This window comes from Apilactobacillus micheneri (assembly GCF_002993975.1).
Classification (GTDB): Bacteria; Bacillota; Bacilli; order Lactobacillales; family Lactobacillaceae; genus Apilactobacillus; species Apilactobacillus micheneri.
Map to the genome: position 1 here is coordinate 178,555 of NZ_POSO01000003.1, position 13,793 is coordinate 192,347.

Below are 13,793 nucleotides of genomic sequence, written 5' to 3' on the forward strand. Positions count from 1 at the left end.
TTTTATATAAAATTATTTATTAACAACTACATTAGGATTCAATATTTTCATTTTAAGTGGAATTCCCTCGTGATTTATATCAATAACGGCAGATCCATTTGATTGTCTATCATTAACAGGATGATCACTTGGAATAATATCATGGTGCCTATTACGATCTGTAAAGACCCTAATTGGAGTAAAATCGTCTTCAGTTTTTTGGAGTTTTATAAAATCAGCTACTTCATGAGCATTGCGTTTTAATGGTTTTAAAACTTGCACTCCTCTACGACCACGACTTGCTAAAGGAATATCTTTAGATAGCATATTTTTATAAAAACCACGTTGAGTAATCATTGCTAACATATCATCGTCATTAACTAATTGAAAGTTAACTACAAATTCATCATCTCTAAGTTCCATAGATTTAACACCGGTGGTTCTTGCACCATTAGTTGAAACTTGTGACATTTCAAATTTAGTTGACAAACCAACATTCGATACAAGTACAACTTCTGGATTATCATCTTTGCTAACATATTTAACATTAATAACTCTTGCATCATCGCTCTTTAATTTTTCATACATAGTTGCATGAGAACGATAAGTACGACCTGGTAATAATTTGCTAAATTCTGTTTGTTTAATATATCCATCACTTGTTGCAATCAAAAATTTACCAGTTTCTTTTAATGAATTAAAAGTAAATATGTTTATAATTTGTTCGTCATTATCTAAACCAATGGTTTGAGAAATATGTTCACCTGTTTCTTTCCATTTAGCATCAGCTATTTCATGAACTGGGCGATAAATTAAATGGCCTTTATTGGTAAACATAAATATATGATCTAATGTACTCATTTCAGATGAAAAGATTGGATAGTCATCTTCTTTTAGTCCATTTTCTTCAACATCAGAAGCTTTATAAGATCTAATGCTACTACGTTTTAAATAACCATCATGACTAACTAAAACAACCACATCTTCATCAGGGACAGTCACATTCTTACTAATTTTAAGCTCTTGTACATGTTCTTCAATTTTTGTGCGACGAGAATTACCATAATTTTTTTGAATTTGCTTAAATTCCTTAGTCAATACTTTATCTAATTCATTTGAATCATTTATAATCGTATTATATTCAATAATGGCTTTGCTTAATCTATCATTTTCTTCTTGCAATTCAGTAACATCAGTATTAGTTAAACGATACAATTGTAATTTTACAATTGCATCAGCTTGTTTACTGGAGAAGTCATATTCCTTAACTAAATTTTGACAAGCATTTTTCCTATTATTACTTGATCTAATAGTTTTAATTACCTTGTTTAAAATTGATAGTGCTTTAATCAAACCATTAACAATATGTTGACGATTCATCGCATTTTTTAAATCAAATTTAGTTCTGTTAGTAATTACATTTCTTTGATAACCAAGATAAGATTTTAAAATTGTTTTTAATGGTAATCTTTCAGGACGCATGTGATTAATAGCAACTACATTAAAATGATAGTTCACTTGTAAATCAGTATTCTTAAATAGGTAATTTAAAATACCTTTAACATCAACATCCCTTTTTAACTCAATTGCAATTGAAAGACCATTACGATCACTTTCATCTCTAACTTCTGCAATTCCATCAATTTTTTTATTAATTCTAATTTCATCAATTTGCTTAACCATTTGCAACTTATTGACATCATAAGGCACTTCAGTAACACGAATAAGTGATTTATTACCACGTAATTGTTCAGTATTAGTCTTGGAACGAATAACAATCTTGCCACGACCAGTTTGATATGCTTTTTTAATACCATCTAATCCTTGAACAATTCCACCAACCGGAAAGTCAGGTCCCTTAATAAACTGCATTAGTTCATCTAAAGATGCATCTGGATGCTTTTGCAAGTATATAAGAGTATCTAATACTTCTGATAAATTATGAGGAGGAATTTCAGTTGCATATCCTGCAGAAATACCAGTTGCTCCATTAACTAATAAATTAGGAAAACGTGATGGCAATACAGTTGGTTCTTCTTCAGTATCATCAAAATTAGGTACCCAATCAACTGTATCTTTATCAATATCACGTAACATTTCAGATGAAATTTTACTTAATCGAGCTTCTGTATAACGCATTGCAGCTGCAGGATCACCATCCATAGAACCATTATTACCATGCATTTCAATCAATGGTTCCCGTAATTTCCAATCTTGACTCATTCTAACTAAGGCTTCATAAATTGAACTATCACCATGAGGATGAAAATTACCCATTACATTACCAACTGATTTAGCTGACTTTCTGAACCCTTTGTCATAAGTATTACCATCTTTATTCATTGCATAAAGAATACGACGTTGAACGGGTTTCAATCCATCCCTAATGTCTGGTAAAGCTCTTTCTTGAATGATTGACTTAGAATAACGACTAAAACGTTCACTCATAATTTGTTCTAGGGTTAATTTTTCAATAATTGATTTTTTGTCCAACTAAATTAACCTCCTTTATTCAGTTTCTTCTTTTTTAGTTTTATCTAAAATACTCCCATCTTCTTCAAGATTAAACTCAACATTTTGTTCAATCCATTCACGACGTGGTTCTACTTTATCACCCATTAAAGTAGTAACTCTCTTCTCAGCTAATGCTGCATCATCAATGTTTACTTGAATTAAGGTGCGATTATCAGAGTCCATAGTGGTTTCCCACAACTGATCAGCATTCATTTCACCTAGACCTTTAAAACGTTGTAATGAAGGATGTTTACCAAAATTCTTTAGTTTTTCATCCATTTCGTCATTAGTCCAAGCATAATCTACTTTGTTACTACGTCCTTGCTTTTGCTGAATCTTAAACAATGGGGGTAAAGCAATATAAACTCTTCCTTGTTCAATCATTGGACGCATGTATTTATAGAAAAATGTTAATAATAGAATTTGAATATGAGCTCCATCATCATCAGCATCCGTCATAATGATGATCTTATCATAATTAGCATCCTTAATATTAAATTCAGGACCAACTCCAGCACCAATGGTATAAATCATAGTACTTATTTCTTCATTCTTTAAAACATCATCTAATTTAGCACGTTCGGTATTTAATACTTTACCTCTTAAAGGTAAGATTGCTTGATGCTTACGATCACGACCCTGTTTAGCTGAACCACCAGCAGAATCACCTTCGACCAAGAATAATTCATTCTTAGAAACATCTTTTGATTGAGCAGGCGTTAACTTTCCAGACAATAAACGTTCTTTTTTATGGTGCTTTTTGCCACTTCTACTTTCATCACGTGCTTTACGGGCAGCTTCACGTGCCTTACGAGCTCTTAGTGATTTTTGAACTAAGCTTTGTGCAAAATCACCATTTTCCATTAGATAGTATCCTAGTTGTTCAGAAACAACGTTATCGACTATCGATCTTACCTCAGGGCTACCTAATTTTTCTTTAGTTTGGCCTTCAAATTGAAGCATTTCTTCAGGAACTTTAATAGAAATAACAGATGATAAACCTTCACGAACATCTGAACCATCTAAGTTCTTTTCTTTTGGTTTTAATAATTTAACTTTTCGGGCAAATTCATTAAAAGATTTAGTCCAAGCACTTCTAAAACCAGACTCATGAGTTCCACCATCTTTAGTACGTACATTATTAACAAAAGATAAAGTATTCTCAGTATAGCCATCGTTGTACTGAGCAGCTACTTCAACTTCAACGCCATCTTTTTTACCATCAAAATACATAATGTTGTCACCCAATGTATGCTTGTCTTCATTTAGGTAAGCAACAAATTCTTTAATTCCATCTTCATAATGGAATGTATCTTTTTGTTCTTGTCCGCTTCTTTCATCAGACAAATTAATTTTAATACCGTTTAATAGAAAAGCAGATTCTCTTAAACGTTGTTTTAAAATATTATAATTAAAAATAGTTGTTGTAAAAATACTGTTATCAGGTTTAAAAGTCACCGTAGTTCCACTATGATCACTAGTCTTACCAATGGTTCTTAAAGTACCTACTGGATGACCACCATCTTTAAAATCTTCCTCATATTTATATCCATCACGGACAATAGATACGCTTAAGCTAGTTGAAAGTGCGTTTACAACACTAGAACCAACTCCATGTAAACCACCAGAAGTTTTATATCCACCATTTTCTGAGAATTTACCCCCAGCATGTAATACAGTAAAAATAACTTCAGGCGTAGGTTTACCAGATGAATGCATTCCAACTGGCATACCACGACCATGATCTACAACCGTGATACTATTATCTGGATGAATTGTAACGTCAATTTCGTCACCAAAACCGGCTAATGCTTCATCAACTGCATTATCAACGATTTCATATACTAAATGATGTAATCCCTTGCTATCAGTAGAACCAATATACATTCCGGGACGTTTTCTAACTGCTTCCAATCCTTTTAAAACCTGAATTGAAGAGTCATCATAATTCTGTGTATCTTTAGGCATTACAAAACACTCCTTTACTACAATATAATATATTACCTTATTTAATACGCATTTTAAAGGGGAATAAATATAATATAGAACACTTGTTCTCTTTTATAAAGTTGTCATAATCAATATAAATGGTAAAATTAAATAATAATATATTTATGGAGGAAAAAAAGTTTGAAACTAGCTATTTTATTAATAATTGCCTACTTATTAGGTTCTATCCCTAGTGGTATATGGATTGGAAAATGGTTCTTTAATGTAGATGTTAGACAGCACGGTTCTGGTAACATTGGTACAACTAATACTTATAGAGTACTGGGTAAGAAAGCAGGTACTATTGTTATGATTATGGATATCTTAAAAGGAACCTTAGCAACTTCGCTACCTTTCTTTTTCAATGTAAACATATCACCCATTATTTTTGGAATATTTGCAATTTTAGGACACACATTTTCAATTTTTGATAAATTCAAAGGTGGCAAGGCTGTTGCAACTAGTGCAGGAATGTTATTAGCTATTCATCCAATTTTATTTTTATGCGCATGTATTTTTGAATTTTCATTCACTTATATAACTAGCATGGTAAGTTTAGCAAGTATGATCTCATTTCCATTAATTGTAATCTTATTATTTTTAGATAATGATCCATGGTTAGGTACAATTGGTTTGTTGTTAACCATTTTTATTTTCATTAGACATAGAAAGAATATAATTCGAATTAAAGAAGGAAATGAAAACTTAGTTCCATTTGGATTAATATATAATCATAGAAATAAATAAGAAAAATGAATAACCTTATTTTTAGGTTTATTCATTTTTTGCTATTTAAGTTAAAGTAACTTTTAATTTATGACGGGTTATAAAAAAGAAGCCCCTAATAAAGTAGCTTCTTTAAAAAATTTCAATTGAATAATTAGTGTTATATTTTTGTTCTGATAATAAATGTTTGATTCCATTTTTATGAGCTAAGATACCATCAGCATTAATATCATCAGCTACACCCCACCATGGTTCTAAACAAACAAATGGTGCATTTTTGGCTGACCATAAGCCTGCATATTCTGGTTTATTGGCTTCAACTTCAACACCATGATCAAAATTTTTATTACCTAAACGACAAATTAATTTCTTATCATTTGTTTTGATAACCTTAGCATCATCATAAAAGATTTCATGTTTTAATTGTAACGGTTTAGATAAATCAATATCGGAAACACTGTTTAAATCAATATAAGGTGCTTTAAAAGGAACTTGTTTATAAGTTCTTTGTGGAAAAACATTAATATAATATTCACTATAGTCTTTCTCAGATAAGTTATCTAAAGGAACATTGAAGGCAGGATGTGCTCCCACTGAAAACAACATTTCATTTTGACCATCATTAGTAACACTTATTTCAGCTTTCAATTTAGAACCAGATAATAAGTAACTAATTGTTAAAGTAAAATGAAATGGGTACATTTCAAATGTTGATGCATTCGATTTTAACTGCATTGTAACAGCATCATTAGTCCTTTTGGTAACTGAAAATTCCATCTCTCTAGCAAATCCATGTTGCCCCATAGAATATTTTTTACCATCATATTCATATTGGTCATCTTTTAGGCGACCAACTATTGGAAATAAAATGGGGGCATGTCTACCCCAAAACTTACTGTCTGCTTGCCAAATATATTCAATGTTTTGATCATTCTTTATACTTGTAACTTCAGCACCTTTTGTGTTGATTATGACTTTCAAGTACTCATTACCTAAATTAACTAGCATCATAACCCTCCGAAAATTCATAATATCTTAAGTTTACAATAAAAATAATTAAAAATAAAACAATTTTTTCACATGCTAAGCCCTGGGAAAGAATTTATTATAATTTTTTAAAAGATTCTCACTAGTAACGTGTGTATATATTTGAGTTGTTGATAAACTACTATGTCCTAATAGTTCCTGTACTGTTCTTAAATCAGCACCATTATTAAGCATTTCAGTAGCAAAAGTATGTCGAAGCATATGTGGATGGATTTTTGTTGTTAATGATGTATTTTTTATAATTTCATCCATAGCATATTCAATGCCACGACTAGTAATGTGTTTACCATGTTGATTAACGAAAACAAAGTCATGCTGTTGATGATATTCTTGCATCAATGGTCTACGACATTTTTTTGCATAATCATCCAATGCCTTAATTAGATACTTTCCGAATGGTAAATATCTTTGTTTATTACCTTTACCAATTACAGTAATAATTCTATTTTCAAAATCAATTTCATCATAAGATAGATCCGCACATTCACTAACACGCATCCCTGTATCATAAAGAGTTTCCAATAAAGCATAATTACGATAATTTAACTTTTTATTATTTCCTAAACTAGCTCCTTTGAAAAGCTCCAATAATTCCTTTTGATAAAAAAACCTAGGTAAATGGCCACTATGTCGTTTTAAATTAACAAAAGAAAATGGATTCTCATTGATCAAATCATTCTTCATCATAAAATTATAAAATGAACTTAAAGATGATATCTTTCTGGCAATAGTATTCCTACTATCATCATTTTTACGTAAATGATTTAAATAAGTTTCAACATCTAAATCATCTATTTGTAGTAATTTACGATTATTATCGTGCATCCCATGCACAAATTGATCTATGTCGTTTTTATAAGCAACAGCTGTATTATCAGAATATTGCCGTTCGTCTTTTATATATTCCATAAACCAATCAATTAATTCTTTATCACTATATTTTTCCATTTTAAATCACTCATTCTAATAAAAAGAGCCCTTAAATAAAATTAAGAGCTACATTATTATTTTTGAACATCCTCTTTATAATCACCATTAGGACAAACTACCTGCATGCCACCTTTAACTTTTTTCTCAACCAAATATTCACCATCTTTAGGACAGTCTCTACCAATTGGCTTATTCCAAGTAACAAAATCACATTCTGGATATCTTGAGCAACCATAAAAGATTCTATTTTTCTTAGACTTTCGTTCAATGACATCGCCTTTTTTACATTTGGGACAAGTAACCCCAATTTTCTTAACAATTGCTTCTGTGTTACGACAATCTGGGAAACGAGAACATGCGTAAAATTTACCGTAACGTCCCATCTTAATAACCATTGGGGCACCACAAATTTCACAATTATAACCAGCAGGTTCATCTTTAATTTGAACATCCTTCATATTTTTCTCAGCATTTGCAACTTCTTTAGAAAATGGTTTATAGAATTTATCTACTACCTTAATCCAATTTTGCTTAGCTTCTTCTATCTCATCAAGATTATTCTCCAAATCGGCAGTAAAATCAATATTAATAACATCAGGGAAATATTGCTCAATAATATCATTAACAATTTCACCTAATTCGGTAGGCTCAAACTTACGTCCCACTAGTTTTACATAATAGCGACGTTGAATTGTGCCAAGTGTTGGTGCATATGTTGAAGGACGCCCAACACCATTTTGTTCAAGCGCATGAATTAATTTTGCTTCACTATATCTTGCAGGTGGTTGAGTAAAGTGTTGGTCAGGATTATCTTTTAGCATGGTAATTTGATCACCCTTTTTAATATCAGGTAATATATTATCTTTCTCTTTACCACGTTTATAAACTTTTAAGAAACCATCAAATTTTAATTTAGAACCATTTGCTCTAAAATCTACTCCATTTTGGTTCATATTAACAGTCATTGTATCCATAATAGCTGGAGTCATTTGACTTGCTAAGAAACGACACCATATTAAATTATAAAGTTTATACTGATCATTACTCAAATAACTCTTTAAACTAGCAGGAGTACGATGCACTGAAGTAGGACGAATAGCTTCATGGGCATCTTGAGCTCCTTCAGGTAACTTACCTTTAATTGGTTTAACTGCAGCATATTCAGCTCCATAATTTTCATGCAAGAAACTAGAAGCTTCGTGCTTAGCAACCATAGAAATTCTGGTTGAATCAGTTCTCATATAAGTAATCAAACCTTGATTACCCTCTTTACCAATATTAATTCCTTCATATAACTGCTGAGCATTCATCATTGTCTTTCCAGTTTTGAAGTTTAATTTATTATTAGCATCTTGTTGCATTGTACTAGTTGTAAACGGTTGTTGGGGCTGACGTTTTCGCTCTTTCTTAACAACACTAGTAACATCAAAGGATTTGTTCTTATCAATTTTGCTTAAAATTGATTTGACTTCTTCGTTATCATTAATTTCAGTTTTTTTACCGTTCAAGCCATAAAAGTTAGCTTTAAAGTCATTACTAGCCTTTTTCATATCAGCATCAATTGTCCAATATTCTTTGGGAACAAATTTTTTAATTTCACGTTCTCTTTGAATAATTAGCCATAGTGCTATTGATTGAACACGACCAGCACTTAGACCCTTCTTAACTTTTTTCCATAATAGTGGTGATATTGAATAACCCACTAATCGGTCTAATACTCGACGGGCTTGTTGGGCATCAACCAAACTCATATCAATTGTACGAGGGTGCTTAAATGCTTCTTTAACCGCATCCTTAGTAATTTCATGAAAGGCAACTCGATTTTCATCATTTTCATCTAAGCCTAATAAATGTGATAAATGCCAAGCAATAGATTCTCCTTCACGGTCAGGGTCAGATGCCAGATAAACGCTTTTGGCTTTTTTAGCTTCTGAACGTAAGTCTTTAATTGTATCTCCTTTACCACGAATAGAAATGTAATGAGGAGCGTAGTCGTTTTCAATATCAACCCCCATCTTACTTTTAGGCAAGTCACGCACATGCCCTTTACTTGCAATCACACGATATGTTCTACCAAGATATTTTTGAATTGTTTTAGCTTTAGTAGGCGATTCAACAATAACTAATTTTTTCTTGGGTGATCGTCTTTTCTTTTTTTTAGTTGTTTTTGTAGTCATCCATATCCCTCATTAATTTATAATCTTAAATCAAAATATTTTATTTATAATAAAATTCTTCAATAATATCTTTAGCAGATAAAACTGGTTTTGCTCCTGCTAAAATTAACTCATTACATCCAACTGAATGCAAACTATCAATTCTTCCAGGAATTGCTAAAACATTCCGGTTATTTTGTAATGCTAAATTAGCAGTAATTAAACTACCTGATTTATTTTTTGCTTCTATAACTAATAAAGTATCAATTAAACCAGCAATAATACGATTTCTCTCAGGAAAATGAAAACGTAAAGGTTTACTACCAACTGGATATTCACTAATTAATAAATGATTGATAGCAATATTACGTTGTAATTGTTCATTTTCTCTAGGGTAATATATATCTAATCCGGTTCCAATAACAGCAACCGCTTTTCCCCCATTAGCAATGGTACACTGATGGCTTAATTTATCAACCCCAGCAGCTAATCAGAAACAACTACAATATCTGATTGAACTACTTCGGGAATTAACATATTTAAACTTTTAAAAGCATAATCCGTATTTTTTCTAGAACCAACAACCCCCAACATTTTATTTTCTATTAAAGAAATATTACCAAAATAAAAAATAATGATGGGCGGTAAATAGGATTCTTTTAATCCAATCGGATAATTTTCATCTAAAATGGAAATAAATTTAACATGTTCTAAATGATAATTTAAACTATCATTAACTTCTTTACTATTAAATGATTTACAAAATTTATCATAGTACCTATTGGACAAACTAACGCATTTAGCAATATCTAAGGCGCTAAAATTAATTTCAATGGGTAAAACTTTATATTTATTTCTTAAAAATTTATAAAATGCATATTCTGATTTAATACCAAAACCGCTAGTTAGTTTTAGTTTAAGCAATAAAGTACGTAATTTCATTTTAAAATCTCCTAATTGGGTTTTAAAATAATTACGTATTTAATAATTAGTTAAATCTAAAACTGGTTTAAAAGATTTACGATGAATAGGTGTCGCACCGTATTCACTAAGTGCTTGTAAATGTTTCTTGGTTCCATATCCGGCATTATGATTAAAATCATATTCTGGATATTTTTTACTATACTCATCCATTAAATGATCACGATATACCTTAGCTAAAATACTTGCGGCTGAAACACTAGCACTTTTGGCATCTCCTTTAATTAATCTAACTTGTTTATTTGAGATGTCGATATTCATTGCATCAACAATTACAATTTCAGGATTAATATCCAAATTATTAATTGCATCTTTCATTGCTACTCTAGTGGCTTCATAAATATTAATTTTATCAATTATTTTATTTGATGCAATACCAATACTATAATATAAAGCTTTTTGTTTAATCATTTTAGACAATTCAAGACGCTTTTTAGGTGATAATTTTTTTGAATCATTAACTTCATAAACATTAAAATCATGTGGTAATACAACTGCAGCAGTTACCACAGGGCCAGCTAATGGCCCCCTGCCAACCTCATCTACTCCAGCAATATAATTAATTCCCTCATTCCAAAAATGATTTTCATATTTAAGTCTTTTTTGAAAATCCATTTTAGATTTTTCTAAATAGTTCAATTGATTTATTCTTTGTTTTAGAGCAACTTGTATCCCCTTACGAGAATCATTTTTATAATCATTAAAAATATCATCAGATAATGTTGTAACTTTAGATAATAACTTTTTAAAATCATTAATAGATAATTTATTGTTCATTTTAATTTTCCTTATCTAATTCATCTACGCTATCTAATGTAAATGGGCCTATTTTACCCTTACGACTATCTAAAATTAAACGCATTGATGCTCTTTCGTAATCATCGCGCATTCCAACATTTTTAGTAATCTTTAATAATAGATCAACGTCACTTAATTCCATATCTTCTTCACTTAAACGATATCTTTTAATTAGTCCATCACGATTATGTTGTCTAAAGAAATTCAATGCAAATAATGCTACATCATCACTAGCATAAATACTATCTTTGATTGCACCTGTTAAAGCTAATTTATTAGCCACTTCTTCATTTTCAAATTTAGGCCATAAGATACCAGGAGTATCCAATAATTCTAATTCATTACCAGCCTTTAACCATTGTTGACCCTTTGTAACACCAGCACGATTACCAACTTGAGCAGCACGTCTTTTAACAATTTGATTCAATAATGTTGATTTACCAACATTAGGAACTCCTACGCAAATTGCTCTAATAACTTTATTATCGAGGCCTTTATCTTTACTAGCAGCAATTTTATCTTTTAATAAATCCTTTACTACTTTGGTAATATATTTGCCAGTAGTATTATTTTTAGAATCAACTGAAATTGCAGCATAACCTTTATTTTTAAAATAGCTTATCCATTGATTAGTAACATTAGGATTAGCTAAATCAGCTTTAGTTAAAATCATTAAACGTGGTTTATTTTTACTAACCTTTTCAACTTCAGGGTTAATAGAACTAAAAGGACATCTAGCATCTACTAACTCAAAAACGATATCAACTAAATGTACATTTTCTTCAAACTGACGAATGGCTTTAGCCATATGTCCTGGAAACCATTGAATCATATATATTCGCTCCTATCTGTTATTTTAATTGTACTATATTTTATAGCTTATTATTATAAAAAATAAACCTAAATAATAATCTAGGTTTATTTTTATTTAATTATTATAATCTTGAAATAATTGCCAAGCTTCATCAAAGATAGTCATACTAGGCAAATAACTTGCATTTTCTTCTAAATACTGAGAAATTTCATCATAATAAATTGACTGCTTAGGAAATGATTGATCATAAAACGCATTATTAGCAAATTGAGCTACCGGATCATTACTACCAGAATTGCGTTCAGTCATCAAGAATTGATAAAAAGTTTTCATTAAAATCCTCCAAATTAACTATTAGGAACTAATGCCTTAAATCTAAAGTCTCCATCACCACTCATATCAATTTTATTAGCTTGATATGAAACTTTATTTTTACCACCTAATTCATTAATGTGTAATATAATTTTGCTTTCTTTACTATTAAGTTCTATCCAATTAGGAATATGATATTTTTTGCCGACATAAGCTATCACAAATTTAGCTGGAATATCAAGATGACCAATTTCTAAGTTATTAGTATCTAATTCAATATTTCCATCATCTAATAATTTAGGATTCATCGATAAAACATAGTTCACTTTAGAACCTAAAATTTTGATATTACCATAAACATAAGCTTTTTTATCTAAAATAAATTTATAATCCATTGAAGAATTATGGTGTTCGTCAAAATTTTTTAAATAATAAGAAGAAAGTGCATTAATTTGATTTTTATTTAGTTGAACAGAAATTGGTGTGTGGTCTTTAGAGGTATTATTATTTTGAGAAGGATTAACAGTACTACCATGAATTTGAAACCATAAATATCCAAAACCGGATATTATTAATATAATCAAAATAAAAAATAAATACTTAAAAATACTATTTTTTCTAGTTTTATGCATTTAAATATACTCCTCTGATTTTTAATACCAATCGTTGTATTTTTCCATTATTTTAAATAATTTATTAGTCATAAAATCATATCCTTTTGAATTAGGATGAAAATGATCTTTTGAGGATAGGTATTCATTTAGTTCTTTTTCATTGCTATATAAATCATCTAAAGATAGCGGATTAAATGAGTCATCACTAGATTCCAATAGCTTATTCTTTTGTCTTTCAGTTCTATATTGTCCATATGATAGCGAATTAATATTAACAAAATGAATCCACTTTTGATTACTACTTTCATTATCAATAATATCATTATATTTACTAACATAATTTTCAATTGCATGAACCTTTGGAAAATATACATAAACTGGATTATATATACTAAAAATATAAATAGGTATTTTCTTATTTATATTCCGTATGTGCTTGATTAAAGAACTCAAATTATCTTTATAGTTTGCAAGATTAACAGTCATATTTTTATTGAATTCATCTTTATCATTAACCAATGCATTTTTTTGTAATGCTTGTAATAAATCATTACCACCAGAAGTTAAAATGACGGCATTTGAATGTTTAATATGAGTTAATAGGCCATTGGTATTATTAATAATTCTTTTATCAATTTGATCAGTTCGTTGTCCAGCAATACCATAATTATAAACATTTAACTTAGCATTTTTATCATTAACAAATTTGTCTTTGATTCTATTTACATATCCACCACTATTAGTGTTGTCACCAACACCCTGTGTCAAAGAATCTCCAACTGAGACAAAGGAAATTTTTTGCTTAGGATCATATTGACTATTAGAACTAGAATAATAATTCTTATATGCATAAACACCAGATATTAATAAAATGAATAAAATAAGGAGTAGCAAAATATATTTTAATATTCTTTTCGTTTTAATCACTCCAGA

The 13,793-nt window shown here is 29.9% G+C and carries 12 protein-coding genes and 1 pseudogene; 1 reads left to right on the forward strand and 12 read right to left on the reverse strand.

All coding sequences use genetic code 11. From position 1 onward, the window contains the following. Window positions 1–12 precede the first annotated feature (12 nt). Window positions 13–2,472 carry a DNA topoisomerase IV subunit A gene (gene parC, locus C7N41_RS04990; protein WP_105964622.1) on the reverse strand — a complete coding sequence of 820 codons (2,460 nt, stop codon included), beginning with the start codon at window positions 2,470–2,472 and terminating at the stop codon, window positions 13–15. A 15-nt stretch (window positions 2,473–2,487) separates the two neighbouring features. Then, entirely contained in the window at window positions 2,488–4,461 is a 1,974-nt protein-coding gene (parE, locus tag C7N41_RS04995) for a DNA topoisomerase IV subunit B (RefSeq protein ID WP_105964623.1), read from the reverse strand. A 162-nt stretch (window positions 4,462–4,623) separates the two neighbouring features. Here parE and plsY point away from each other — a divergent pair, with 162 nt between their 5' ends. Next, a complete protein-coding gene (gene plsY / locus C7N41_RS05000; protein WP_105964624.1) occupies window positions 4,624–5,229 on the forward strand; it encodes a glycerol-3-phosphate 1-O-acyltransferase PlsY in 606 nt (201 codons plus the stop codon). Window positions 5,230–5,340: 111 nt separating this feature from the next. Here plsY and C7N41_RS05005 read toward each other — a convergent pair whose 3' ends face one another. The 10 genes and pseudogenes from C7N41_RS05005 to C7N41_RS05045 all read right to left on the reverse strand — a co-directional run bounded on the left by C7N41_RS05005 (window position 5,341) and on the right by C7N41_RS05045 (window position 13,787). Continuing rightward, window positions 5,341–6,216 carry an aldose 1-epimerase family protein gene (locus C7N41_RS05005; protein WP_157944973.1) on the reverse strand — a complete coding sequence of 292 codons (876 nt, stop codon included), beginning with the start codon at window positions 6,214–6,216 and terminating at the stop codon, window positions 5,341–5,343. A gap of 75 nt (window positions 6,217–6,291) precedes the next feature. After that, a complete protein-coding gene (gene xerC / locus C7N41_RS05010) occupies window positions 6,292–7,203 on the reverse strand; it encodes a tyrosine recombinase XerC (protein ID WP_105964626.1) in 912 nt (303 codons plus the stop codon). A 56-nt stretch (window positions 7,204–7,259) separates the two neighbouring features. Beyond that, complete coding sequence (gene topA / locus C7N41_RS05015) at window positions 7,260–9,362, reverse strand: type I DNA topoisomerase (RefSeq protein WP_105964627.1); 2,103 nt, start codon at window positions 9,360–9,362, stop codon at window positions 7,260–7,262. 139 nt (window positions 9,363–9,501) lie between these two features. Next, window positions 9,502–9,792: pseudogene (locus C7N41_RS07860) on the reverse strand (DNA-processing protein DprA); the annotation flags it as partial. Between the two features lie 35 nt (window positions 9,793–9,827). Beyond that, complete coding sequence (locus tag C7N41_RS07865; protein WP_263852012.1) at window positions 9,828–10,283, reverse strand: DNA-protecting protein DprA; 456 nt, start codon at window positions 10,281–10,283, stop codon at window positions 9,828–9,830. Between the two features lie 39 nt (window positions 10,284–10,322). Next, window positions 10,323–11,099: a ribonuclease HII gene (locus C7N41_RS05025; protein WP_105964628.1), complete on the reverse strand. Its 777-nt coding sequence runs from the start codon at window positions 11,097–11,099 to the stop codon at window positions 10,323–10,325. Window position 11,100: 1 nt separating this feature from the next. Then, a complete protein-coding gene (gene ylqF / locus C7N41_RS05030) occupies window positions 11,101–11,952 on the reverse strand; it encodes a ribosome biogenesis GTPase YlqF (RefSeq protein WP_105964629.1) in 852 nt (283 codons plus the stop codon). 96 nt (window positions 11,953–12,048) lie between these two features. Beyond that, window positions 12,049–12,267 (reverse strand): YozE family protein, encoded by a 219-nt coding sequence (locus tag C7N41_RS05035; RefSeq protein ID WP_105964630.1) that lies wholly within the window; start codon window positions 12,265–12,267, stop codon window positions 12,049–12,051. Window positions 12,268–12,281: 14 nt separating this feature from the next. Continuing rightward, complete coding sequence (locus C7N41_RS05040) at window positions 12,282–12,878, reverse strand: YpmS family protein (RefSeq protein WP_105964631.1); 597 nt, start codon at window positions 12,876–12,878, stop codon at window positions 12,282–12,284. Between the two features lie 21 nt (window positions 12,879–12,899). Next, on the reverse strand, window positions 12,900–13,787 hold the full coding sequence (locus C7N41_RS05045) for a GDSL-type esterase/lipase family protein (RefSeq protein WP_181398646.1): 888 nt from the start codon (window positions 13,785–13,787) through the stop codon (window positions 12,900–12,902). Window positions 13,788–13,793: the final 6 nt, after the last annotated feature.